The sequence below is a fragment of the Tsukamurella sp. 8F genome (assembly GCF_029167375.1).
Taxonomy (GTDB): domain Bacteria; phylum Actinomycetota; class Actinomycetes; order Mycobacteriales; family Mycobacteriaceae; genus Tsukamurella.
In genome coordinates this window covers 189250-211319 of the sequence record NZ_JARFTP010000006.1, presented here as the reverse complement: position 1 = coordinate 211319, position 22070 = coordinate 189250, and the positions used below count along the sequence as shown (strand labels likewise).

22 protein-coding genes, 1 tRNA gene and 1 pseudogene are annotated in these 22070 nt (G+C 69.1%); 8 read left to right on the top strand and 16 right to left on the bottom strand.

The window, feature by feature from the left end:
* The 3 genes and pseudogenes from P0W64_RS07290 to P0W64_RS07280 form a co-directional block, all read left to right on the top strand.
* Positions 1 to 566: pseudogene (locus P0W64_RS07290) on the top strand (4-(cytidine 5'-diphospho)-2-C-methyl-D-erythritol kinase); the annotation flags it as partial.
* Positions 566 to 2386 carry an ABC-F family ATP-binding cassette domain-containing protein gene (locus P0W64_RS07285; protein WP_275479411.1) on the top strand — a complete coding sequence of 607 codons (1821 nt, stop codon included), beginning with the start codon at positions 566 to 568 and terminating at the stop codon, positions 2384 to 2386. The pseudogene P0W64_RS07290 and the gene P0W64_RS07285, both read left to right, overlap by 1 nt.
* 1 nt (position 2387) lies before the next feature.
* Complete coding sequence (locus P0W64_RS07280; protein WP_275479410.1) at positions 2388 to 3377, top strand: enoyl-CoA hydratase/isomerase family protein; 990 nt, start codon at positions 2388 to 2390, stop codon at positions 3375 to 3377.
* Here P0W64_RS07280 and mqo read toward each other — a convergent pair.
* The 6 genes from mqo to P0W64_RS07250 form a co-directional block, all read right to left on the bottom strand.
* The gene (gene mqo / locus P0W64_RS07275; RefSeq protein ID WP_275479409.1) at positions 3374 to 4843 is read right to left on the bottom strand and encodes a malate dehydrogenase (quinone); all 1470 of its coding nucleotides are present in this window, start codon (positions 4841 to 4843) and stop codon (positions 3374 to 3376) included. The two genes, P0W64_RS07280 and mqo, sit on opposite strands and share 4 nt — an antisense overlap.
* A 69-nt stretch (positions 4844 to 4912) precedes the next feature.
* Positions 4913 to 5203 (bottom strand): hypothetical protein, encoded by a 291-nt coding sequence (locus P0W64_RS07270; RefSeq protein WP_275479408.1) that lies wholly within the window; start codon positions 5201 to 5203, stop codon positions 4913 to 4915.
* A 172-nt stretch (positions 5204 to 5375) separates the two neighbouring features.
* Positions 5376 to 6974 carry a peptide chain release factor 3 gene (locus tag P0W64_RS07265; protein ID WP_275479407.1) on the bottom strand — a complete coding sequence of 533 codons (1599 nt, stop codon included), beginning with the start codon at positions 6972 to 6974 and terminating at the stop codon, positions 5376 to 5378.
* Positions 6975 to 7040: 66 nt separating this feature from the next.
* On the bottom strand, positions 7041 to 7562 hold the full coding sequence (locus P0W64_RS07260) for a GNAT family N-acetyltransferase (RefSeq protein ID WP_275479406.1): 522 nt from the start codon (positions 7560 to 7562) through the stop codon (positions 7041 to 7043).
* Positions 7559 to 8137 carry an aminoacyl-tRNA hydrolase gene (pth, locus tag P0W64_RS07255; RefSeq protein ID WP_275479405.1) on the bottom strand — a complete coding sequence of 193 codons (579 nt, stop codon included), beginning with the start codon at positions 8135 to 8137 and terminating at the stop codon, positions 7559 to 7561. The genes P0W64_RS07260 and pth overlap by 4 nt, the downstream gene beginning before the upstream one ends.
* Positions 8138 to 8158: 21 nt before the next feature.
* Positions 8159 to 8770 (bottom strand): 50S ribosomal protein L25/general stress protein Ctc, encoded by a 612-nt coding sequence (locus tag P0W64_RS07250; RefSeq protein WP_275479404.1) that lies wholly within the window; start codon positions 8768 to 8770, stop codon positions 8159 to 8161.
* Between the two features lie 227 nt (positions 8771 to 8997).
* Here P0W64_RS07250 and P0W64_RS07245 point away from each other — a divergent pair, with 227 nt between their 5' ends.
* Positions 8998 to 9444 (top strand): limonene-1,2-epoxide hydrolase family protein, encoded by a 447-nt coding sequence (locus P0W64_RS07245; protein WP_275479403.1) that lies wholly within the window; start codon positions 8998 to 9000, stop codon positions 9442 to 9444.
* A 36-nt stretch (positions 9445 to 9480) separates the two neighbouring features.
* On the opposite strand, the gene P0W64_RS07240 is transcribed toward P0W64_RS07245, so the two are convergent.
* Genes P0W64_RS07240 through P0W64_RS07220 form a run of 5 tightly spaced genes read right to left on the bottom strand, consistent with a single transcriptional unit; the run spans position 9481 to position 15216 of the window.
* Positions 9481 to 9651: a hypothetical protein gene (locus tag P0W64_RS07240; protein ID WP_275479402.1), complete on the bottom strand. Its 171-nt coding sequence runs from the start codon at positions 9649 to 9651 to the stop codon at positions 9481 to 9483.
* Positions 9644 to 12139 (bottom strand): AAA family ATPase, encoded by a 2496-nt coding sequence (locus tag P0W64_RS07235; RefSeq protein ID WP_275479401.1) that lies wholly within the window; start codon positions 12137 to 12139, stop codon positions 9644 to 9646. Before P0W64_RS07235 ends, P0W64_RS07240 begins: the two co-directional genes overlap by 8 nt.
* A 25-nt stretch (positions 12140 to 12164) precedes the next feature.
* Positions 12165 to 12962: a family 1 encapsulin nanocompartment shell protein gene (locus P0W64_RS07230; RefSeq protein WP_275479400.1), complete on the bottom strand. Its 798-nt coding sequence runs from the start codon at positions 12960 to 12962 to the stop codon at positions 12165 to 12167.
* Positions 12962 to 13978: a Dyp-type peroxidase gene (locus P0W64_RS07225; RefSeq protein ID WP_275479399.1), complete on the bottom strand. Its 1017-nt coding sequence runs from the start codon at positions 13976 to 13978 to the stop codon at positions 12962 to 12964. Before P0W64_RS07225 ends, P0W64_RS07230 begins: the two co-directional genes overlap by 1 nt.
* A gap of 56 nt (positions 13979 to 14034) precedes the next feature.
* Complete coding sequence (locus P0W64_RS07220; protein WP_275479398.1) at positions 14035 to 15216, bottom strand: NAD-dependent formate dehydrogenase; 1182 nt, start codon at positions 15214 to 15216, stop codon at positions 14035 to 14037.
* 274 nt (positions 15217 to 15490) lie between these two features.
* Between P0W64_RS07220 and P0W64_RS07215 the strand changes: the two genes are divergently transcribed.
* Positions 15491 to 16150 (top strand): hypothetical protein, encoded by a 660-nt coding sequence (locus P0W64_RS07215; protein WP_275479397.1) that lies wholly within the window; start codon positions 15491 to 15493, stop codon positions 16148 to 16150.
* A 3-nt stretch (positions 16151 to 16153) separates the two neighbouring features.
* Here the strand turns inward: P0W64_RS07215 and P0W64_RS07210 are convergent, their stop codons facing one another.
* A complete protein-coding gene (locus tag P0W64_RS07210) occupies positions 16154 to 17044 on the bottom strand; it encodes a LysR family transcriptional regulator (RefSeq protein ID WP_275479396.1) in 891 nt (296 codons plus the stop codon).
* 214 nt (positions 17045 to 17258) lie between these two features.
* Between P0W64_RS07210 and P0W64_RS07205 the strand changes: the two genes are divergently transcribed.
* Positions 17259 to 18149, top strand: coding sequence for an FUSC family protein (locus tag P0W64_RS07205; RefSeq protein ID WP_343232842.1), 891 nt, complete (start codon positions 17259 to 17261; stop codon positions 18147 to 18149).
* A 64-nt stretch (positions 18150 to 18213) separates the two neighbouring features.
* Here P0W64_RS07205 and arsC read toward each other — a convergent pair whose 3' ends face one another.
* From arsC to glmU, 3 genes are read right to left on the bottom strand one after another with little or no spacing between them, the layout of a single operon-like run.
* Entirely contained in the window at positions 18214 to 18561 is a 348-nt protein-coding gene (gene arsC, locus P0W64_RS07200; RefSeq protein WP_275479394.1) for an arsenate reductase (glutaredoxin), read from the bottom strand.
* Between the two features lie 10 nt (positions 18562 to 18571).
* A complete protein-coding gene (locus P0W64_RS07195) occupies positions 18572 to 19549 on the bottom strand; it encodes a ribose-phosphate diphosphokinase (RefSeq protein ID WP_275479393.1) in 978 nt (325 codons plus the stop codon).
* Positions 19546 to 21018, bottom strand: coding sequence for a bifunctional UDP-N-acetylglucosamine diphosphorylase/glucosamine-1-phosphate N-acetyltransferase GlmU (glmU, locus tag P0W64_RS07190; protein WP_275479392.1), 1473 nt, complete (start codon positions 21016 to 21018; stop codon positions 19546 to 19548). The genes P0W64_RS07195 and glmU overlap by 4 nt, the downstream gene beginning before the upstream one ends.
* A gap of 75 nt (positions 21019 to 21093) precedes the next feature.
* Here glmU and P0W64_RS07185 point away from each other — a divergent pair.
* A tRNA-Gln gene (locus P0W64_RS07185) sits at positions 21094 to 21168 on the top strand.
* 37 nt (positions 21169 to 21205) lie between these two features.
* Here the strand turns inward: P0W64_RS07185 and P0W64_RS07180 are convergent.
* Complete coding sequence (locus tag P0W64_RS07180) at positions 21206 to 21451, bottom strand: hypothetical protein (protein WP_275479391.1); 246 nt, start codon at positions 21449 to 21451, stop codon at positions 21206 to 21208.
* Between the two features lie 313 nt (positions 21452 to 21764).
* Here P0W64_RS07180 and P0W64_RS07175 point away from each other — a divergent pair, with 313 nt between their 5' ends.
* Positions 21765 to 22061 carry a hypothetical protein gene (locus P0W64_RS07175; RefSeq protein WP_275479390.1) on the top strand — a complete coding sequence of 99 codons (297 nt, stop codon included), beginning with the start codon at positions 21765 to 21767 and terminating at the stop codon, positions 22059 to 22061.
* Positions 22062 to 22070 lie beyond the last annotated feature (9 nt).

Genomic DNA, 22070 nt, shown 5'->3' with positions numbered 1-22070 from the left:
CGGCACTGTGGCGTCTCGACACGACCCGGGGCGAACTGGCCGAGATCGCCGCCGAGGTGGGGTCGGACGTCCCCTTCTGCGTGCAGGGCGGCACCGCTCTCGGAACCGGGCGTGGCGAACGCCTGGTGCCGGTCCTCACGCGCGGCGAGTTCCACTGGACGCTGGCGCTCGCGAAGGAGGGGCTGAGCACGCCGGCCGTCTTCCGCGAACTGGACCGCCTGCGCGAGATCGGCGACCCGCCGCGTGCGTGCGCGCCTGAGGCGCTGTTGCAGGCTCTCGCGGCGGGCGACCCCAATGCGCTCGCGCCGCACCTGACCAACGATCTCCAGGCGGCCGCGCTGTCGCTGCAGCCGGGCCTGCGCCGGACGCTGCGCGCGGGCATCGAGGCCGGCGCCCTCGCAGGTGTCGTGTCTGGATCGGGTCCCACGTGCGCGTTCCTGTGCGCAGATGCGGCATCCGCTGTTGCAGTCGGTTCGGAGATCGCGGGCGCCGGTGTGTGCCGCACGGTACGCGTGGCCTACGGCCCGGCATCCGGCGCCCATCTGACCACAGGGGTAGGAGAGTAGTGGCGAACCTGGTCAACCTCGAGACCGTGAGTAAGAGTTTCGGCGTCGCACCGCTGCTCGACTCGGTATCCCTCGGCGTGCAGACCGGCGAGCGGATCGGTGTCGTCGGCCTCAACGGCGGCGGAAAGACCACGCTGCTGGAGATCCTCGCCGGAATCGAGCCGCCGGACTCGGGACGCGTATCGCGTACCTCAGATCTGCGGATGGCGGTCGTGACGCAGCGGGGCGAGCTGCCGCCGGGCACCGTCGCCGATGTCGTCCTGGGCCCTCTGGGACTGGCGGAGCACGAGTGGGCCGGCGATGCTCGCATACGGGACGTGCTGTCCGGCATAGGGATCGGGTCGGGCCATTTGGCCACCGATGGCGCCCTGGGCCTCGACCGGGATGTGTCGGGGCTGTCCGGGGGCGAGCGGCGGCGCGTCGCGCTCGCGGCCGCGCTGGTGCGCGAGCTGGACCTGCTGATCCTGGACGAGCCGACCAACCACCTGGACGTCGAGGGCGTGCAGTGGCTGGCGAACCACCTTGTGCGGCGGCGCTGTTCGCTCGTGGTCGTGACACACGACAGGTGGTTCCTGGACACCGTGGCGACCCGCACGTGGGAGGTCGTCGGCGGTGCGGTCAACTCGTACGAGGGCGGCTACAACGACTGGGTCTTCGCGCGCGCCGAGCGGGACCGTCAGGCCGACGCGTCCGAGGAGCGGCGCCGCAACCTCGCCCGCAAGGAGCTCGCGTGGCTGCGCCGCGGCGCGCCCGCGCGAACGTCCAAGCCGCGCTACCGGATCGAGTCCGCCGAGGCACTCATCGCCGATGTTCCCGAGCCTCGGGACTCGGTCGCTCTCGCCGCTTTCGCGCAACGGCGCCTGGGCCGTGTGGTCGTCGAACTCGAGGACGTGCGGCTGGAGGCTCCCGACGGCCGGGTCCTGGTCGACGATCTGACGTGGCGGCTTGCGCCGGGCGAGCGTGTGGGGCTGGTCGGAGTCAACGGGTCCGGGAAGACGACGTTGCTGCGGGCCTTGGCGGGTGACGCCCCGCTCTCGTCGGGTAAGCGCGTGCAGGGCCAGACGGTGCGCCTGGGTTGGCTTCGCCAGGAACTCGACGACCTCGACGGCGACATGCGGGTGCTCGCCGCAGTCGAGGAGGTCGCGGGCCGGATCCAGCTGGGGGACAGGGAGGTGTCGGCCGGTCAGCTCGCGGAGCGGCTCGGCTTCACCCCGGCACGGCAGCGCACGCCCGTGCGAGACCTCTCCGGTGGCGAGCGGCGGCGCCTGCAGCTCACGCGGGTGTTGATGGCCGAGCCCAACGTCCTGCTTCTCGACGAGCCCACCAACGATCTGGACATCGACACCCTGCAGCAACTCGAGGACCTGCTCGACTCGTGGGGAGGCACCCTGGTCGTGATCAGCCACGACCGCTACCTCATCGAGCGCATCTGCGACTCGACGTGGGCCCTGTTCGGCGACGGTGTGCTCACCAACCTTCCCGGCGGCATCGAGGAGTATCTGCGCCGCCGCGCGGCGATCGAGGCCGCAGCGCAGGAGGTTCCACCGGCCGCTGCGGCCTCGGTTCGGGACGCCGAGCCGCGTGAGGCGAAGGTGCCGCGCGATGCGAAGGCCGAGCAGCAGGCCCGCAAGGAGATGAACCGGCTGGAGCGCCGGCTGGAGAAGTTCAGCGCCGAGGAGGAGAAGCTGCACGCCGACCTCGCCGCGGCGGCGACGGAACCCGACAAGCTGATCGAACTGGACGGCCGCCTGCGCGAGGTGGTCGATCAGAAGGAGGTCACCGAGAGTCGGTGGCTGGAACTGGCGGAGGAATGGGGCTGAAGTGAGCTACATCGTGACGACCGTCTCCGGTGGGACCGGGCACATCCTGCTCGACCGGCCGAAGGCACTGAACGCCTTGACACAGCAGATGGTCGGCGACATCGACACGGCACTCGAGAGTTGGTCTGACGACGACGCTGTGACCCGCGTCCTCATCACCTCGGCCTCGCCGAAGGCGTACTGCGCGGGTGGCGACATCCGTGTGGTCCGCGACCAGGTCGTCGCCGGCGAGGACTTCACGGCGTTCTTCGGTGCGGAGTACGACATGAACCTCCGCCTCGCCGAGTTCTCCAAACCGGTCATCGCGCTGATCGACGGCGTCGATATGGGTGGCGGAGTGGGGATCTCGGTACACGGTAGCCACCGCGTCGTGTCCGAGAAGGCGCTGTTCGCAATGCCTGAGACGGCGATCGGATTCCTGCCCGACGTAGGTTCGACCCACATCCTGGCGCGCCTGCCGCATCGCGTCGGGCTGCTCATGGGCCTCACGGGCGCCAGGCTGGGCGCGGGCGATGCCCTCGCCGTCGGACTCGCGACGCACTTCTGTCCTAGCGAGCGGATGGCCGAGCTCGCGGAGGCCCTGCTGCGCGGCGACGATCTGGAGGCCGCCCTCGCCGCGGTCGCGGACGAGAAGCCCGCCGCCACACTGCCGTTCGATGAGATCGAGCGGGCGTTCTCCGGTACCGCGCGCGGGGCGATCGCGGCCGTCGAGCGCGCCTCCGGCGCGTGGGCGGAGACCGCGCGCGATCAGCTGAGGGCAGCTTGCCCGACGTCGGTCCTCGCGACCCATGCCGTCGTGACTCAGGCCGCGCGGCGAACGCTGCCGCAGTGTCTCGCGGAGGAGGCCGTGGTGGGGGCCCGCCTCATCCGCCGGCCGGACTTCGCCGAGGGCGTGCGCGCGGTCCTCATCGACAAGGACCGTGACCCGAAGTTCTCGCCCGCAACGATCGCGGACGTGGACGATGCGGAGATAGCCGCGCTGGTCGGCTAGCGCGTGGGCTCGATGTCGAGCGCCTTCGCTGTGCGCGCCTGAGTAGAGGCGGCGAGGTCGGCGTCGTCGTTCAGAGCGGTTCCGAACGTCGGCACCATGGTCCGCAGGGACTCGGCCCAGGAACCCGTGAACCGGTTCGGGAAGCTGCGTTCGAGAACGGAGAGGGCGATCGGCACCGCCGTCGAGGCTCCGGGCGAGGCGCCCAGCAGCCCCGCGAGTGTGCCTCCTGCCGACGAGATCACCTCGGTTCCGAACTGCAGCGCACCCCCGCGCTTCTGGTCGGGCTTGACGATCTGCGCCCGCTGCCCCGCCGCGTACATCTCCCAGTGGTCGTCCCCGACCGACGGAGCGAATTCCTTGAGCTGGCGCAGCTTCTGCTCCGGCGTGGCGGTGAGATCGCCGAGGAGGAGGCCCACCAGGTTGAGGTTGTCGAGACCCATTCGCACGAACGGCACGAAGTTGGCGGGCCGCAGGGTGCGCGGCATGTCCAGCACCGAGCCCTCTTTGAGGAACTTGGGATTCGCGCCAGCGTAGGGCCCGAACAGCACCGACCGCTCGCCGCCGATGACGCGCGCATCGAGGTGCGGCATGGACATCGGGGGCGCGCCGACGGGCGCCTTGCCGTACACCTTGGCATGGTGTCGTTCCACCACGGCCGGATCGGTGGTGCGCAGGAAGTGCCCGCTGATCGGCAGCAGCGAGTAGCCGTGGATCTCCGGTGCGCGCGCAGCCTGTAGCAACTGCAGCGCCCGGCCCCCCGCGCCGACGAACACGAACCGCGCGCGTACCTCGGAGTCCTTGCGTGTGAAGGTGTTCCGGACCGTCAGGCGCCAGCCGCCGCCGTCGGGTCGCAGGCGCGTGATCTCCCGGTTGGTCTGCACGTCACCGTGGTGGGCGAGTAACTGCCGAGTGAGCGAACCGAAGTCCACGTCGGTCCCGGACGGGTCGAATGTCGCTGCGACGGTGTCCGACTCGGCACGCCCGTCGACGATCAGCGGCGCCCATGCGGCGATCTCGTCACGGTCGGTGGAGTAGCGCATCGCCGAGAACAGCGGGGACGTGCGTAGGGCGTCGAAACGCCTGCGCAGGTAGTCGATGTCGTCGGCGCCGCGCACCAGAGTCATGTGCGGGACCTGGTTGATGAACGACGCGTCGGCGAGCTGTCCGTCGGCGAGCAGATAGGACCAGAACTGCCGGCTCTGCTGGAACTGCTCGTTGACCGCGAGTGCCTTGGTGATGTCGATCGACCCGTCGGGTCCCTCGGGCGTGTAGTTGAGCTCGCACAGAGCCGCGTGCCCGGTGCCCGCGTTGTTCCACGCGTCGGAGGACTCCTCCGCGACCTGCGGTAGTCGCTCGAACACGCGGATCGTCCACTCGGGCTCCAGGTTGCGCAGGAAGGCGCCCAGCGTGGCGCTCATGATCCCGCCGCCGATCAGGGCTACATCGACCGTCTCCAGGCTGCTCATGTGCCCACGCTACGCCCGGGGCGCAGCCACGCGGAACGTGATGTGCGCGATTGCACATCACGTCTGGAGTCAGGCCGAGTGCTCCCAGTGGTCGCGTCCGTCCTTGGCCTTCTTGCACACGTACGCAGTGCCGTTGGCTGCCTTACCCTTCGCCCCGTCCGAGCTGCAGAACGCGCCCGGGTACACCGTGCCACTCCTGCCCGCCGCCGTCTTCGCTGCGGAACCCTTCGCTGCCGAGCTCTTCGCCGCCGACGCCGTGTGCTTGGCGGCACTGTGGCTCGTCGACGATCCCTTCCCGCAGCCCGTCGCCAGGGCGGATACCGCGGCCACCGCGCAGATCGCTGCTGCTACTCGCTTCATGCTCGCTCCTCGTCCGTCGTGCGCCGGTTGCGCCGGGGAGCAAGGTAGCCACGTGACGTGACGTGCGTGTTTCGCGGTCCGACAAGGCTCGCCATATCGTGACTGACGTGCATCGTGCCGAACTCGGACGGATGTGCGCCGAGTCCGGATCGCGCGCTTCGGCCGCTCTGCGTCAGTCGGCGGCGGCTACGAGTGGCTCGAGTGTCAGGTCGGGCATCTCCTTCTGGATGTACTGCAGGCGCCACTTGTCGGAGAAGAGGGCGAGCAGGGCACCGTCGGTGCGCTCGAAGACCTCGACGCCGCGTTGCCGGTTCAGCTCGTCGACGCTCGCGGCGTCGGTGCGCCGCGCGACGGAGTAGCCCAGGCGCTCCTGCTGGACGTCGACGTTGAACTCCGTCTTCATGCGCGCTGCCACCACCTCGAACTGCATGGGGCCCACGGCCGCCATGACAGGGGAGGCGTCGCCACGGATGTCGTTGCGCAGCAGCTGGACCACGCCCTCGGTGCCCAGCTGCTCGATGCCCTTGCGGAACTGCTTGTACTTCCCGGCGGTGGTGGCGCGCACGACGGCGAAGTGTTCGGGTGCGAACGACGGGATCGGCGGGAACTGGATCTTCTTGTCCGAGTACAGGGTGTCCCCCGGGGCGAGCGCCGTGGCGTTGACCAGGCCGACGACGTCGCCGGGGAACGCGGTCTCGACGGTCTCGCGTTCGCGGCCCACCACCGTCATCGCATACTTGGTGGCGAAAGGCTTCCCGGTCTGCGCATGCGTCACGACCATGCCGCGTTCGAATTCGCCGGATACGATGCGCATGAACGCCAATCGGTCGCGGTGCGCGGAGTCCATGCCCGCCTGCACCTTGAACACGACCGCGCTGAACGGATCGGTGACCTCTCGCTCGGTGCCGTCCACCCCGGCGCGCTCGTGCGGCGCCGGCGCCAGCTCGACGAGCGCCTCGAGTAGTTGGCGCACACCGAAATTCAGTATCGCCGACGAGAAGATCACCGGCGACGTCTCGCCCGCGAGGAACGACTCCTGATCGTGCACCTGGCCCATCTCGGCCATCAACTCGGTCTCCTCGACCGCCTCGGTCCAGACGTCGCCCTCGCGGCTGGCCGCTGCATCTGGCCCGAGATGCTCCTCCGGGGCGATCTTCGCGCCGCCCGCGGTGCGCGTGAACTTCACGTACTCGCCGCTCCGCGCGTCGCGCAGGCCGCGGAAGTCGCCGGCGATGCCGACGGGCCAGAACAGGGGCGTAGGTGTCAGGCCGATGCGCTCGGCGATCTCGTCCAGCAGCTCGAGCGGCGTGCGGCCCGGGCGGTCCCATTTGTTGATCACGGTGATGACCGGGATGCCGCGGTGCCGGCATACCTGGAAGAGCTTGAGCGTCTGCGGCTCCAGGCCCTTCGCGGCGTCGATGAGCATGACCGCGGCGTCGACGGCCGTCAGCACGCGATACGTGTCCTCTGAGAAGTCTGCGTGACCGGGAGTGTCCACCAGGTTGATGACGGATGCCGCGCTCGCGTTCTCCGGTGCGTAATCGAACTGCAGCGCGGTCGAGCTCACGGAGATGCCGCGTGCCTTCTCCATCTCCATCCAGTCGGACACGGTGGACTTGCGCCCCGCTTTGCCGTGGATCGCGCCCGCCTCGTTGATGACCCGCGCGTGCAGCGCCAACGCCTCGGTCATCGTGGACTTGCCGGCGTCGGGGTGGCTGATGATCGCGAACGTGCGGCGGCGTGCGACCTCGCCGGGGATGGTAGAACTCACGGGTGTCCATCGTACCGGTCGGTCGGCGCGTCGTTCCTGGTCGCCCACCTCCCGAAACCGCGAGTTCTAGCGCCTGAGCTGGTCCACCACGTGATCCGGTGGATCGATGGGGTTGTCGGGGCTCATGTCGACCTCGCCTACGCGGGTGAAGCCCGCCCGCTCCAGGGCACGCCATGAGCGGCGGTTGCCGGCCGCCACCGCGACGATCACCGCGTCGGCATCGAGTTCGCCGAAGGTCAGCAGGCAGAACGCAGAGATCATCTCCGTCCCCATGCCCCTGCCGGTCGCGGACGCCCTGCCGATCAGGTAGTCGATGCCGTAATCGCGCGCACCGGGGGTCACGACCGGTTCGAGCGTTCGCGCCTCGTCGGGGTAGTCCACCCAGCGCTGGCGTTGCAGGAGGCCGAAGGGCACTCCGTCATCGAGGGCGAGCCAGTCCTCGCTCGGCTCGCGTCCGTCCACCGCGGCGGCGAAGTCCGCCTCGACCGTGTCGGGATCGTGGTTCCACCATCGCCGGTTGTGCGGTTCCGCCAGCCAGGCGCTCAGCAGCGGGAAGTCCTCGCGCGTGACCCGGCGGAACGAGATCACCAGGCGTGCACCGTGTTCTGCGCCGTCTCCAGGTCGCCGGAGATCAGCAGCTCCACGGCGTCGGCGGCGCCCGCCACGAGCAGAGGAACCTCTTTGCGCTCGGCCGCGGAAAAGGGCTTGAGTACGTAGTCGGCCGCGTCCATGCGGCCGGGCGGGCGGCCGATCCCCGCGCGGACCCGCAGGTAGTCCTTGGTCCCCAGGTGCTGGGTGAGGGACCGCAGGCCGTTGTGGCCGCCTTCGCCGCCGCCGCGCTTGAGCCGTACCGCTCCGAAGGCGATGTCGAGTTCGTCGTGCACGGCGATCACGTCGGTGGGCGCCACGGAGAAGAACCGGGCAAGGGCGGCCGTCGGCTGACCGGACAGGTTCATGAACGACTGTGGTTTCGCGAGATAGACCGTGCGGCCCGCCAGCCGCGCCGTCGCCACCTCCGCCCCGGACTTCTTGTGCCGGGAGAAGGTGGTGTGGGCGCGGCCGGCGAGCTCGTCGGCGACCCAGAACCCGATGTTGTGACGGGTAGCGGCGTACTTCTCCCCGGGGTTGCCCAGGCCCACCACGATCAGCGGTGCGTCGGTCACGTCGATACCCTTCAGCGGTCGTTACTCGGCGGCGGGCTCGTCCTCGGCGGGAGCCTCGGCGTCGGTGCCCTCGTCGAGGTCGGCTTCGCGGGGCGCCTCGATGACGTTCACGATCAGCGTCTCGGGATCGGAGACGACGGTGGCGCCGGCCGGGACGGTCAGGTCTGCCGCGGTCACCTGCGTGCCCGCTTCCAGGTTGAAGATCGAGTGGACGATCTGCTCGGGGATGTTGAGGGCGTCGGCCTCGACCTCGACGTGGGTCGCCTCCTGGGTGACCAGCGTGCCGCCGGCAGCCTCGTCCTCGAGCACGACCGGCACGTCGACGACGACCTTCTCGCCCTTCTTGATGACCAGCAGGTCGGCATGCTCGATGTAGTCGCGCAGCGGGTGCAGCACGACCTGCTTGACCAGCGCCAGCTGCGACTTGCCCTCGACCTGCAGGTCGAGCACGGCGTTGGTGCCGTCCTTACGCAGGATCGCGGCGAACTCCTGCGAGTGGAGCAGGAAGTGCTGCGGGTCGGTGCCGTGGCCGTAGAGGACGGTCGGCACCTTCCAGTCACGGCGGGCGCGACGCGACGCGCCCTTGCCGAACTCGGTGCGGATCTCCGCGGCGATCTTGTTGGTCTCGGTCATCGTCTGCCTCTCAGGTGGTGCGGGCCCGGCGAATCGGGCGTCCGCACGCGGCAGAGCGCCGGTGGGAATCGCGTCGATAACGGAAGCCGGGTGGCCGCCCTCGCCGAGATATCGCCGACCAGGATAACAAGCAGGTCACGCGACCGCGAAATCGTGCCGCTCAACCTTCTCCTCACGGTCATGTCCAGTTCGCTGGGGATTCGCGGGGCACGAACACGATGGTGCGCGTGAACAGGTCGTTGCTGTGGTCGCCCCACGACGTGGCGGTCCGGTTCGTGGACGCCTGGGGGAACGGGGACATGGACGTCGCCGGCCGGATGCTCGCGCCCGACGTCGTGTATACCCGCACGTCCTGGCGGACGCTGCGTGGCCGCACCGCGGTGTCCCGCCACTTCGTCAAGCGGACGGCCTCCCGCGGGAGACTCGAAGCGGTCCTGCTGCACGCGGCGGCGGACGACGATGGTGTGGTGCTCACCGAGCGGGTGAACGCCCTGACCTACGGCCGGTTCCGCATCCAGTTCTGGGTATGCAGCCGATTCGAGGTACGCGAAGGTCGAATCGCTGTGTGGCAGGACTACTTCGACTACTTCGAGGTCGCCAAGGCGGTGGCGCGGGCGGGTGCGGGCGCAGCGGTGCCGCGCCTGCGCCCCACGTTTCCGCGCCTCGCCGACTAGATCGACGATGCGCCGACCAGAGCCGTGGCGGTGGGATCAGACGTCGGGGACGTCCGTGATCCCACCGGGCTCGAGCTCCACGTCGTCCTCGAGATCGCCCCCGATGGCCGCCTCGGCCTCCACCTGGGTCTCGGTCTCTTCGGCTTTCGCCTCCGCCGCGGTCTCGTCGAGGTCGGCCGGCGCCGCCCCGTCGCTGTTCTCAGACATCGCCGTCCTCCTTCGTTCCTGTGCCCGTGGGCACGCTGCCCTCGGTCACTTCGCGCCCACCCTCGGATGGATGCACGGTCTCCAGTACGAGGCCGTCGTCGTCGGCGTCCACGCGCACGGTGTCTCCGGGACCCACCGTGCCCCTCAGCAGCAGCGACGACAGCCGGTTGTCCAGCTCGCGCTGGACGGTGCGGCGCAACGGTCGCGCGCCGAACTGTGGGTCGAAGCCCGTGTCCGCGAGCCAGTCCTCGGCCCTATCGGTGACGTCGAGCTCTACGTCCTGCGCGCGCAGCAGGTGTCGCGTGCCGTCCAGGATGAGCCCGACTATGTTGCGCAGCTGGGCCTTGTCGAGGCGGTGGAACACCACCGTCTCGTCGATCCGGTTGAGGAACTCGGGCCGGAAGTGCTGGTGCAGCCGGTCCATCACCTTGTCGATCACACCCTGGGGCAGATCGCCGTCGGGCGCGCCCAGGATCAGATCCGAGCCGATGTTGCTGGTGAGGATGACGATGGTGTTCTTGAAGTCGACGGTGCGCCCCTGCGCGTCCGTGACACGACCGTCGTCGAGCAACTGCAACAGGATGTTGAAGACGTCGGGGTGGGCCTTCTCGATCTCGTCGAACAGGATCACCGAATACGGTTGCCGCCGAACCTTGTCCGTGAGCTGACCGGCCTCCTCGTAGCCGACGTATCCGGGGGGCGCACCGACGAGCCGGGAGACGGTGTGCTTCTCCTGGAACTCGCTCATGTCGAAGCGGATGAGGCGGTCCTCGTCACCGAATACCGCTGCCGCGAGCGCCTTCGCGAGCTCGGTCTTGCCGACGCCCGTGGGACCGAGGAACAGGAACGAGCCGATGGGGCGGTTCGGGTCCTTGAGGCCGGCGCGGGCGCGCCGTACGGCCTCGGCGACCGCGACGACGGCCTCCTCCTGCCCGATGACGCGTTGGTGCAGGTCGTCCTCGAGGCGCAGCAGTTTGTCGCGCTCCTCGGCCGTCAGGTCGGCGACCGGGATGCCGGTGCGGCGTGAGATCACCTCGGCGATGTCGACGACGGTGACCTCGGGCTCGACGGTCTTGTCGGCGGACGCGAGCCGCTCCTCGGCGTCGGCGAGCTTCTCCTTCAGCTCGCTCGCCGCCGTGTAGTCCTCGTTCGCGACGGCGCTGTCCTTCTCGCGGTTCAGCCGTGCGATCTCATCCTCGAGCGAGCGGGTGTCCGCGTCAGGAGTCTTGGTGCGCAGCCGGACTCGCGCTCCGGCCTGATCGACGAGGTCGATCGCCTTGTCGGGCATGAACCGGTCCGTCAGGTAGCGGTCCGAGAGTTCCGCCGCCGCGATCAGCGACTCGTCGGAGTACCGCACCTGGTGGTGCTCCTCGTACACGTCGACGAGCCCGCGCAGGATCTCGATGGTGTCCGCTACGGACGGCTCCGCGACCATCACGGGTTGGAACCGGCGCTCGAGCGCCGCGTCCTTCTCGATGTACTTGCGGTACTCGTCGATGGTCGTCGCGCCGATGGCGTGCAGCTCGCCGCGCGCGAGGGCCGGCTTGAGCATGTTGCCTGCGTCCATCGAACCCTCGCCGCCACCGCCGGCACCGATGATGGTGTGCAACTCGTCGATGAACACCACCAGCTCGTCGGAGTGCTCGCGCACCTCGTCCAGCACCTTCGTCAGGCGCTCCTCGAACTCGCCGCGGTACTTGCTGCCCGCGACCATCGAACTGAGATCGAGCGCGAGCACGCGGCGACCGGCGAGGGTCTTGGGCACATCGTCGTTCACGATCCGCTGCGCGAGGCCTTCGACGATGGCGGTCTTGCCGACGCCGGGGTCGCCGATGAGCACCGGGTTGTTCTTGCGGCGGCGCGAGAGGATCTCGATGGTCTGCTCGATCTCTTCGGCCCGACCGACGACGGGGTCCACTTTGCCCGCCCGGGCCTCCGCCGTGAGATCGCGGCCGTACTCGTCGAGTGTGGGTGTCGAGCTCTGCTCCTGCCCGGCCGTGCCGCCGGCCTGGGCGTCGAGTCCGCTGGCCCGCGAGAGCGCCTGCGCCGCTGTGGTATCCGGGTTGTCGGCGATACCGAGGAGGATGTGCTCGGGGCCCACATACGACAGGCCGGCCTGCGCCGCGTGTTGCTGCGCGGCACGCAGCGCCCGCTTCGCGGCCGGGCTCAGCGTGACCTGCCCGTCTCCCCCGGCCACGGCCTGCCCGGCCTGCTTCATCTGCGCGGCGACCTTGTCCGGCTCGAGGCCGAGGCGCGAGATCACGTCCCGCGTCGGCTCGTTCATGGCCGCGGCGTAGAGGAGGGTCTCGGGCGTGATCTCGTTCGATCCCCAGTCCCGGGCCGCGACCTGCGCTTCTGCGATGAGGTTCTTGGCCTGATCGTTGAGCAGGCGGTTCAGGTCCACCCGCTGGACCTGCGGCCGCGCGGGGCCGCCCGAGCCGAAGAACCGATTGAAGATGTCGTCGAATACCCCGTCGAACTCCGTCATCGTCGAACTCCGATCTCGTTGAGCGTCAAGCCGACAGCGCGACGGACGCCTCGGCCGTGTAGGCCAGGAAGGTCAGGGTCTCCTGCAGGTAGAGCTGCACCGACTGGTCGTCGTGCGTCGTGTAGCCGATCTCGACGTCGGTGCCGAGTCGCAGCTCGTAGTCGCCTCCGCGGGTGGTGAGGACGAAGGCGCCGTCGATGGCGGGTGCCCAGATGATATCGCCTCCCACGAGGCGGCTCAGGTGCTCGCGGATCGGATAGCCGTGATCGGAGGTCTCGCTGACCTTGGTGTAGGCGTCGGCCGACAACAGGACGGAGTAGGGGCCGTCGACTCCGGCGAGGCGCAGCTCCGAGAGCGCCTGCGAGACCACATCGGGGTAGCCCTTGGGATCGGAGGGCAGCGTGAGCGGGGTGTTGGAGCTCGACGCGCGGATACCCTCGATGTCCGCGGCCTTGTAGCCCTCGAACACGGCGCGGTCCTCGGCGAACGCCAGGTTCTTCGCGGCCGCCTTGACGGGGTCCCAGTCGGCGTCCTGCGCGCCCCGCTCCACCGAGTCGATCGCCGCTCGGCTCACGGTGAACGGCGCACGCAGCCGGACGAGCGGCTGGGACTCGCGCAAATGGGCGCTCACGCCCGTCCCGGGCTCCGCTGCGTCCAGCAGGCGCCCGGTCCCGACAGCGGCGAGCGCCGGGCCACCGGGTTCGCTGACGTCGACGACGCGGCGACCTGCGATGTGCCGCTTGAACGTTCGTGTCGCCTCCTCCTCGATCTCCGACCATGCGGCCTCGGTTACGGGAGCGAGGGAGCGGTGCAGGTTGTTCATCAGCGGAGTCCTTTCAGGCTGCCTATTGCGAGAGATCCGACGGTGTGGTTCGAAGGCGCCGGCTCCTCTTCGGGCGCGGGTGCGGGCGGGGGAGGAGGGTCGTCTAGGAAGTCGACGGCCGGCGTGAAGAACAGACAGCCGGTCACTGCGGTGGAGAAGTCCAGGATTCGGTCGGTTGTGCCGGGCGGGTCGCCCAGGAACATGTTGCGCAGCATCTGTTCCGTGACCGACGGCGTGCGGCTGTACCCGATGAAGTACGTGCCGAACTCGCCGTCGCCGATCTCGCCGAAGGGCATGTTCGCCCGGAGGATCTGCAACTGCTCGCCGTTCTCGTCGTTGATCACGTTGAGCTTGATGTGTGCGTCCGCTGGCTTGTCCTCGTCCGCCATCTCGATGTCCTCGAGTTTGGACCGGCCGATCACCAGCTCCTGCTGCTCGGTGGTGAGGGAGCGCCACGCCGCCATATCGTGCACGTACTTCTGCACGATCACGTAACTGCCACCGGCGAGCTCGGAGTCCTCGTCGCCGACCCACACGGCCCGGCCCGCGGCCTGCCCCTCGGGGTTCTCCGTGCCGTCCACGAAGCCGAGCAGATCCCGATTGTCGAAGAACCGGAAGCCGTGCACCTCGTCGACCACGGTCACCGCGCCCGCGAGCGATTCGACGATCCGCCACGCCAGTTCGAAGCACGCGTCCATCGCCCCGGCGCGGATGTGCAGCAGGATGTCGCCCGGTGTAGACGGTGCGTGTTGCGGCCCTTTCAGCTCTACGAACGGGTGCAGCTCCGCCGGCCTGGGACCGGAGAACAACCGGTCCCAGGCGGCGGAGCCGAACGACGCGACCAGCGACAGATCCTTGTCGGGATAACGGAATCCGACGGATCGCACCAGGCCGGTCAGGTTACCGACGGCCTCGTTGACAGCGTCCTCGCCGCCCTCGTCGACGGTCAGCACCAAGAAGACCGCGGCGTTGGACAAAGGGTTGAGGATCGGCTGAGGCTGGACCACAGTCGTCACCGTACCTTCCGTATGCCAGGTGTGTCGTGGCCGAGATTCCAAGAATACGCCGCACCCTATTCGGCGCCGGGGCTCGCCTTGCCGTCGGCTGTGTAGGACGCGGCCCCGGTACCCGCGAGAGCGCCACCCGCCACGATGAGGTACTCGTCCCGGATGGGTTGGGAAGCGAAGTAGTCCTCCAGTATCTCGCGTGTGCCGGCCGCGTATCGCGCCTGCGCCGAGAGCGTCGAACCGGACACGTGCGGCGTCATGGCCTCGTGCGGCATCGTGCGCCACGGGTGGTCCGGCGCCGGCGGCTGCGGGAACCAGACGTCGCCCGCGTAGCCGGCGAGCTGTCCGGTGCGCAGGGCGTCGACGATGTCGTCGCGCACAGTGATCTCGGCGCGTGCGGTGTTGACGATGTAGGAACCGCGCCGCATCGAGTTTATGAGGTTCGCATCGAACAGGTGATAGGTCTGCGGGTGCAACGGTGCGTGGATATCGACCACGTCGACGGAGCTGACCAAGGACTGCACGTCCGGGTGGTACGTGAGGTTCAGCTCCTTCTCCACCTCCTCGGGCAGTCGGCGCGTGTCGAAGTAGTGCAGGTTCACGTCGAACGGGGCGAGGCGGCGCAGGACGGCCTGACCGATCCGCCCTGCCGCGATGATGCCCACGTCGAACCCCTCGAGGTCGTAGGCACGCTCGACGCAGTCCGCGATGTTCCAGCCTCCGTCGACCACCCATTGATGGGACGGTAGGTAGTTGCGTACCAGCGCGAGGATCTGCATGACGGCGTGCTCGGCGACGCTGATGCTGTTGCTGTACGTCACCTCGGCCACCGTGATGCCGGCCTTGATCGCGGCGTCCAGATCCACGTGATCCGAGCCGATGCCGGCCGTCAGCGCCAGCTTCAGCTCGGGGGCCTTCGCAATTCGCTCCGCGCTGAGGTATGCGGGCCAGAATGGTTGGGAGATAACCACTTCGGCGTCGGGCAGGTGCTTCTCGAACTCGGAATCGGGCCCGTCCTTGTCGGACGTGACCACCAGCTCGTGGCCCGCGGCCTCGAGGTATTCGCGGAGCCCGAGCTCGCCCGAGACGCACCCGAGCAGCTGGCCGGGTGTGAAGCCGAGCGCGTCCGGATCCGGCACCGTCTGGCCCCCCGGGTACCCGGTGATGCTGGGGATCGAGTCCCGGGCGTACACCGGCGGGTAGCCGGTGACGGGGTCCGGGTAGAGCACGCACAGGATCTTCGCCATCAGATTCTCCTAGATCGGTCATTGATCTCGAGGCGGTCGCTACGGCCGCCGAACACCTTGTCTCCAAGGTGATTCCAGTGTCGAACGGGTACGCCGCGAAGTCCAAGACCCGGTTCCGAACAGCTGATAGGCGCTACCGATCACCGCCGGTGGCGGCGGTTCGACGCCGCGTCGTGGCGCCGCGAATGGGGGTCGACGCGCGGTCGCGGGTCGCGCGCCACCCGCGGCACCGCATAGCGTCGGATGACGAAGACACCGAGAACGGAGACGAATGGTGAACGCACACACGCGCAAGACCTATGAGGCGATCCTCGGCGCCCCCGCGCCCCGCGATCTCGAATGGGACCGCTTCGTCACGCTGTGGAGCGACCTCGCGGACAGCGTGTCGAACGAGTCCGGCGACCGGCTCGCGGTTCAGTACCAAGGCCATCGCGAGGTGTTCCGTCGACCGCACGACGGCAGGGTGTCCATCGAGGACGTCGAGCGCGCTCGGCACCTGCTGAAGTCGCACCCGGAGCCGAAGGGCGTCGGTACGGTGGCCGCCGTCGCGATCGACGCCGAGAAGGCCCGGATCCTGGTGTTCGATCTCGACGCACAGAAGGTCGTCGACCGCAGCGAGACGATCCGCGACACCGACCCGCGGGCGCGCCGGCTACGCACCGTCGAGCGCCGTACCGGACGCGACGACGTCGCGGATCTGACCGGCTACTTCGATGAGCTGGCCGACGCCGTCCGAGCCGATCTCGGCGGCCGGCCGTTCGTGGTGCTCGGGCACGGTCACGGAAAGTCCGATGTGGCCGCGGGATTCGTCGACCGTCTGCGGTCCCATCACGGCGAGCTCGCGCAGGCGGTCGCCGGGGTGGCAGACGTCGACCTCAGTGCTGCGGACGATGGGCGGCTCGAGACGGAGACGGTCGCCGTCCTGCGGCGCTAGCGTTCACCGCGCGCCGGCGCGCTCCGAACGCAGGCTCTCCTGCAGTGCGGTGGCCAGTACCGAGGCGGGCTCGCCCGCGCGGCGCACGAGCGCTACGTCGCCGCCGAGCGGTGCACCGTCGAGTTCCACGATGCGCATGCCCGGCTGGGCGCGGTGCCCGGACAGCCACGCGCGCGGCACGATCGAGGCCCAGTGTCCAGTGTCGACGAGGGCGAGCAGAGTGGCGACGGAGTCACATTCGAGGCGCGGGACCACGGTCAACCCGTGCGGCGAGGCGGCCTCGTCGATCCGATCCCGCCCGCGCATACCCGAGTGCAGGAGACAGAGGGGAAGACCGACGGCGTCGGCCCATGTGAGCGGACCGTCGGGCAGTAGCTCGGCGCTCCCGACGAGGACGTGCCGCTCGCGGTACAGAGGAGTCAGCGTGAGCCCCTCGGTGTCGACACCATCCGTGAACACGACACCGGCCTCGAGTTCGAAGCGCTGTAAGCGCCCGACGATCTCCGCTGAACGCAGACCGGTCTCGACTGTTACCCGCACCAGGGGGTGGAGGGCGCAGAACGGGTCGATCAGCCGGGCGACGCTGATCGTCGCCGCCGGGATCACGCCCAGGCGCAGGTCGCCGGTGAGGCCGGTGCGCAACGCCGTGACCTCGTGCTCGAGGGCGTCGCGATCGGCGAGGATGCGGCGCGCCCACAGGACGAGCCGCTCTCCCTCGGGAGTGAGGCCCTCGAAGCTCGAGCCCCGGCGCACGAGCGGTACGTCGAGCTCGCGCTCGAGCTTGCGGACGGCCTCCGACAGCGCGGGCTGGGACACGTAACAGGCCTGCGCCGCGCGGGCGAAGTGCCGCTCGCGCGCGAGGGCGACGAAGTATTCGAGCTGGCGGAACAGCATTCACCTTTTCTATCACCGCCCTCTACCACCGCCGAAACCCGCACGGCGGGACCGACCAGCGATCTTCGACCTTCGACGAGAGGACACCATGGTGAGCGCACCGACGCGGCCGCCCGCGCGCCCGGATGCGGAGGATCACCGGCACGCGCTGCGTGTCGCGGTGGGACTGCTCCTGCCCGGCGCGGTCCTGCTCGCCGTCGGGCGGCCGGAGCTGATGGTGTACGCGGCTTTCGGGTCGTTCGCCGGCATGTATGGGCGCGGTGAGACGGGCGTACCGCGGCTGCGTCATCAGGGACGGGCCGCGCTGTTCCTCACCGTCGGGGTGGCGTTCGGGGTGGCCCTGTCCGAGCTGTCGGCGCCCGGATGGGTTCTCGTGGTGGTCGAGACTGCCTATGCCACAGTGGGTTCCGTGGCAGCCGACCACCTCCGTCTGCGGCCGGCGGGACCCTTCTTCTTCATCTTCGCGCTAGGTGCTACGGCGACGGTGCCACGCGCCCTGGTGGCTCCCGCCGTCGGCGTCGCGATATGCGCGGCCTCGGCTGCGCTGGCGGTGCTCGTTGGGATGGTCGGCACGCGGGGGCCACGCGGGCCCCGCCCGAGGGAGCCGCGGAGTCTGCCGCCGGGGGCGCGAGTGCATGCCGCACGCTACGCGCTGGCAGTCGGCGTGGGAGGCGGGATCGGTCTGTGCCTAGGCTTCGACCACGCGAACTGGGCCATGGCGGCTGCGGCGGTGCCGCTCGCGGCGATCGACGCGGGACGTCCCTCGGAAGGCGAGGTCAGGCTGGTGCTCACGCGTGCGGTGCACCGCACGGTGGGGACTCTCGCGGGCTTGGCGGTGACGGCCGCGCTACTCGCGCACGGGTTCGGTCCGTCTGCGCTCGCGGGCCTGACGATCTTGCTCGTCTTCCCGACAGAGCTGTTCATGACTCGGCACTACGCGGTGGCGATCGGCTTCTTCACGCCGCTCGTGATGGTGATGACCGAGCTGGTCGACCCGACCCCGCCGCTGCAGCTACTGGGGTATCGCGGGCTCGACACGTTGATCGGCGTAGCGGCGGGTGTCGCGGTGGCGGTTCTTGTGCGTGGACGGCGCTCGGGCGGCTGAGTCGCGGGCCGGGCGCGCCCGTCGCCGCACCATCGGGCGCGGGCACGACGCACGAGACGACGGTCTAGAGGATCTCGTCGACGGCTTCGGTCGGCCGCGCCATCCGCGTGCCCTTCACGGTCACGACGAACGGCCGTTCGATCAGTCGGGGATGCGCGACCATCGCGTCGAGCAGAGCGTCGTCGTCCGCCTCGGCTAGCCCGAGCTCCTTGTATTCGGACTCGCGCGTGCGAACCGCCTGGCGCACCGTCAGCCCGGCGTCCGCGATGAGCCTCGCCAGCTCGTCCCGTGTGGGCGGCGTGCGCAGGTACTCGACGACGGTGACATCCGCCCCGGCCTCCTCGAGCCGCGCGAGCGCCTGGCGCGATTTGGTGCAGCGCGGGTTGTGGTAGATCGTTGCTTCTACGGCCACGGCGTCCGGCCTACGCGTTCCCGTTGAACAGGCTCGTCACGGACCCGTTCTCGAAGACCTCGCGGATCGTGCGGGCGAGCAGAGGCGCGATCGACAGCACGGTCAGGTTCTCGAAGTGCTTCTCGGGTGGGATCGGCAGAGTGTTGGTCGCGATGACCTCGCGGGCGCCGCAGCTCGCGAGCCGCTCGGCGGCGGGATCGGAGAACACACCGTGCGTCGTCGCGATGACGACGTCCTTCGCGCCCGCGTTCTTGAGGACGTCCACGGCACCGGCGATGGTGCCGCCGGTGTCGATCATGTCGTCGATCAGGACGCAGGTACGTCCGGACACGTCGCCGACCACTCGGTTGCTCTTCACCTGGTTCGGCACGTTGGGGTCGCGCGTCTTGTGCACGAAGGCCAGCGGGGCACCATCGAGGGCGTCCGCCCACTTCTCGCCCACCTTGACACGGCCGGCGTCGGGGGACACGACGACCATGTTCTCCGTGCCGTAGTGGGTGCGCACGTAGTCGGCCAGGATCGTCTGGGCGTGCATGTGGTCGACCGGGCCGTCGAAGAAGCCCTGGATCTGATCCGTGTGCAGGTCGACCGTGATGATGCGGTCCGCGCCCGCGGTCTTGAACAGGTCCGCGACCAGGCGCGCCGAGATGGGCTCGCGGCCGCGGTGCTTCTTGTCCTGGCGGGCGTAGGGGTAGAAGGGCAGGACGGCGGTGATCCGCTTCGCCGACCCCCGCTTGAGCGCGTCGATCATGATCAGCGACTCGATCAGCCACTGATTGACGGGGTAAGGCGCGCTCTGCAGGACGAACGCGTCGGAGCCGCGGACCGACTCCTCGAACCGGACGAAGATCTCGCCGTTCGCGAAGTCACGGGCCGTCTGCGGCGTGACCTCCACGCCGAGCTCCTTCGCCACCTGCTCGGACAGCTCCGGGTGCGCACGACCGGCGAACAACATCAGGTTCTTCTGGTTGTCGGTCCAGTTGTTCACTGCTCGTTCATCCTCGCAATCGCGTCGGTGGCTGCGTCCGCGGAAGCCGTCCCGGGCCGCCGACGCACCACCCAGTCCTCGATGTTGCGCTGCTTGCCGGAGGACACCGCCAGGGCTCCGGGCGGCACGTCTTCCTTGAGTACGGTACCTGCCGCCGTGTAGGCACCGTCGCCCACGGTCAGCGGGGCCACGAGCATGGTGTCCGATCCGATGCGGACATGATCGCCGACGACAGTTCGATGCTTGTTCACCCCGTCGTAATTCACGAACACCGTCGCGCACCCGATATTGGTGCCCTGCCCGATCGTCGCGTCCCCGACGTACGACAAGTGCGGGATCTTGCTGCCCTCGCCGACGGAGGCGTTCTTGGTCTCGGCGAACGCGCCGATCTTCCCCTTCGCGCCGAGGTCCGTGCCGGGTCGCAGATAGCTGAACGGGCCGACGATCGCACCCGCTCCGATCACGGACTCGTGCACCTGCGAGCGCACCACGTGCGCCCCGGGGAGGACGTGCGTATCCACCAGCGTCGTGTCCGGGCCGACGACGGCGTCCTCGTCCAACACCGTCGCGCCCTTCAAGTGCGTTCCCGGCTCGACGGTGACGTCCTGCGCGATCCGCACGCCCACCTCGATCCACGTGCTCGCCGGGTCGACGACCGTGACTCCCGCGATCTGGTGCGCATGGACGATGCGCCGGTTCAGCTCGACCCCGAGCTCCGACAGCTGTGCGCGGTCGTTGCATCCAGCGACGAGAAGCGGGTCGTCGCAGTGCAGGCTGCGGACTGTGTGCCCGTCGCGGTTGGCGATCTCGACCACGTCGGTGAGATACAGCTCGGCCTGGCTGTTGCGGGAGGTGAGCTGGGCGAGTGCGGAGCGCAGCTCGGGTGCGGCGAAGGCGTACACACCGGAGTTGACCTCGGTGACGGCCTTCTGTTCGGGCGTCGCGTCGGCCTCCTCGACGATCTCGGTGACGTGCCCGTCCTGGGTGCGCAGCACGCGGCCGTAGCCGCTGGGATCCTGGGCGGTGAAGGACAGCACGGTCACAGCCGCGGCCGGCTCGCGCGTGTGCGCCGCGAGCAGGCCCCCGACGGTGTCGCTGTCCAGCAGGGGCACGTCCGCCGCGGTGACGACGACCGTGCCGTCGAAACCGTCCGGGAGGGCGTCGAGTCCCGCGCGGACCGCGTCGCCCGTGCCGTTGGGCTGCTCCTGCACAGCGATGAGGACGTCCCGGCCGGCGTCCGTCCCGGAGGCCAGCGCGGCCTCGGACACCCGCTCGCGCTCGTGCCCGACGACGACCACCAGGTGATCCGGGGACACGTCGGCGGCCGCGTGGACCACGTGGCCGAGGAGCGTGCGGCCGCCGATGCTGTGCAGCACCTTGGGAGTCTTGGACTTCATCCGGGTACCCGCTCCGGCGGCGAGGATGATCACCGCGGTACCCGTCGTGTCGGCTGGCGTCGTTGTCTCCATCGTGGATAGATCCTACGAGGGACGTGGAACTTCGTGGACCTACCCCGACCGTGGCACAATGCGAGTCGCCTGCGATCCCCCATGGTGTAATCGGCAACACTCGTGATTTTGGTTCATGCATTCCAGGTTCGAGTCCTGGTGGGGGAGCCACGTCCGCGGCCCGGACGCCGGGTCGAGCCGGCCGGCCTCAGCCGAACGAGTAGGTCGAATCGCCGGCGCCTTCGACGGAGCCGGATGTTCCGTCCGAATAGTCGGAGTCGCCGTGGCCGCCGCCCTCGTCGGTGGCGCCCGGGGTGCAGGTCTGCGGGTTCGCGGTCACCTGCCCGCAGATGTCGTCTCGCGCGGGTACGGCGGCGTGCGCGGTCGCGGCGGGAATGACCAGAGCGACGCCGGTGAACGCGGTGGCTGCTATTGCGCGGATTCGTGTGTTCATGAATACGACGATTCTCTCCTTTTCTGTGTATTCGATACCGATTTCTTGGGTGCCTTCGGCCAATTGCTATGAATTGCTTCCCGAAATGCCCGAGCCGGCACCTATTCCGCTTTCGCGCCGGTGTTCCGGCGGTCGTCCGGCGATGGCACCGGGCATGGTGCGCCACGCGTGGCGGTGTCACGGTTGACGCCGGATACTGCGGCGCTCGGCGAAAGTAGTTGGCATGCTGCCGGTTCGAAATGCATGACAGCGGCGCGTCCGCGCTCTGCGATGCGACGCCCGTGGCCTGGTCTCCCGTCGATAGACTCGGGGGATGAGTAACCAACCGCTGCCCTTCAGCAACGGCCTCCCGCTGCGCCGGATGGGGGCGATCCTCGTCCTCGTCATGGCGGTTCTGATCTGGCGGTGGATCGCCGTCCCGAATACCACTTTCCGGGTGCTTTGCGCTGGAGCGATCGTATTCGAGATCCTATTCTTCTGTGGTCTGGTATTCGCCAGCCGCAAGATCAAGAATCAATACGCGACGGCGGAAGCGAAGAGCGCCCGGTCGGGGGAGTCCGACGGCGATGCGGAGGGCGGGGGTCGCGCCCAGGCCGGAGGACGGCCGTGACGGAGCGCC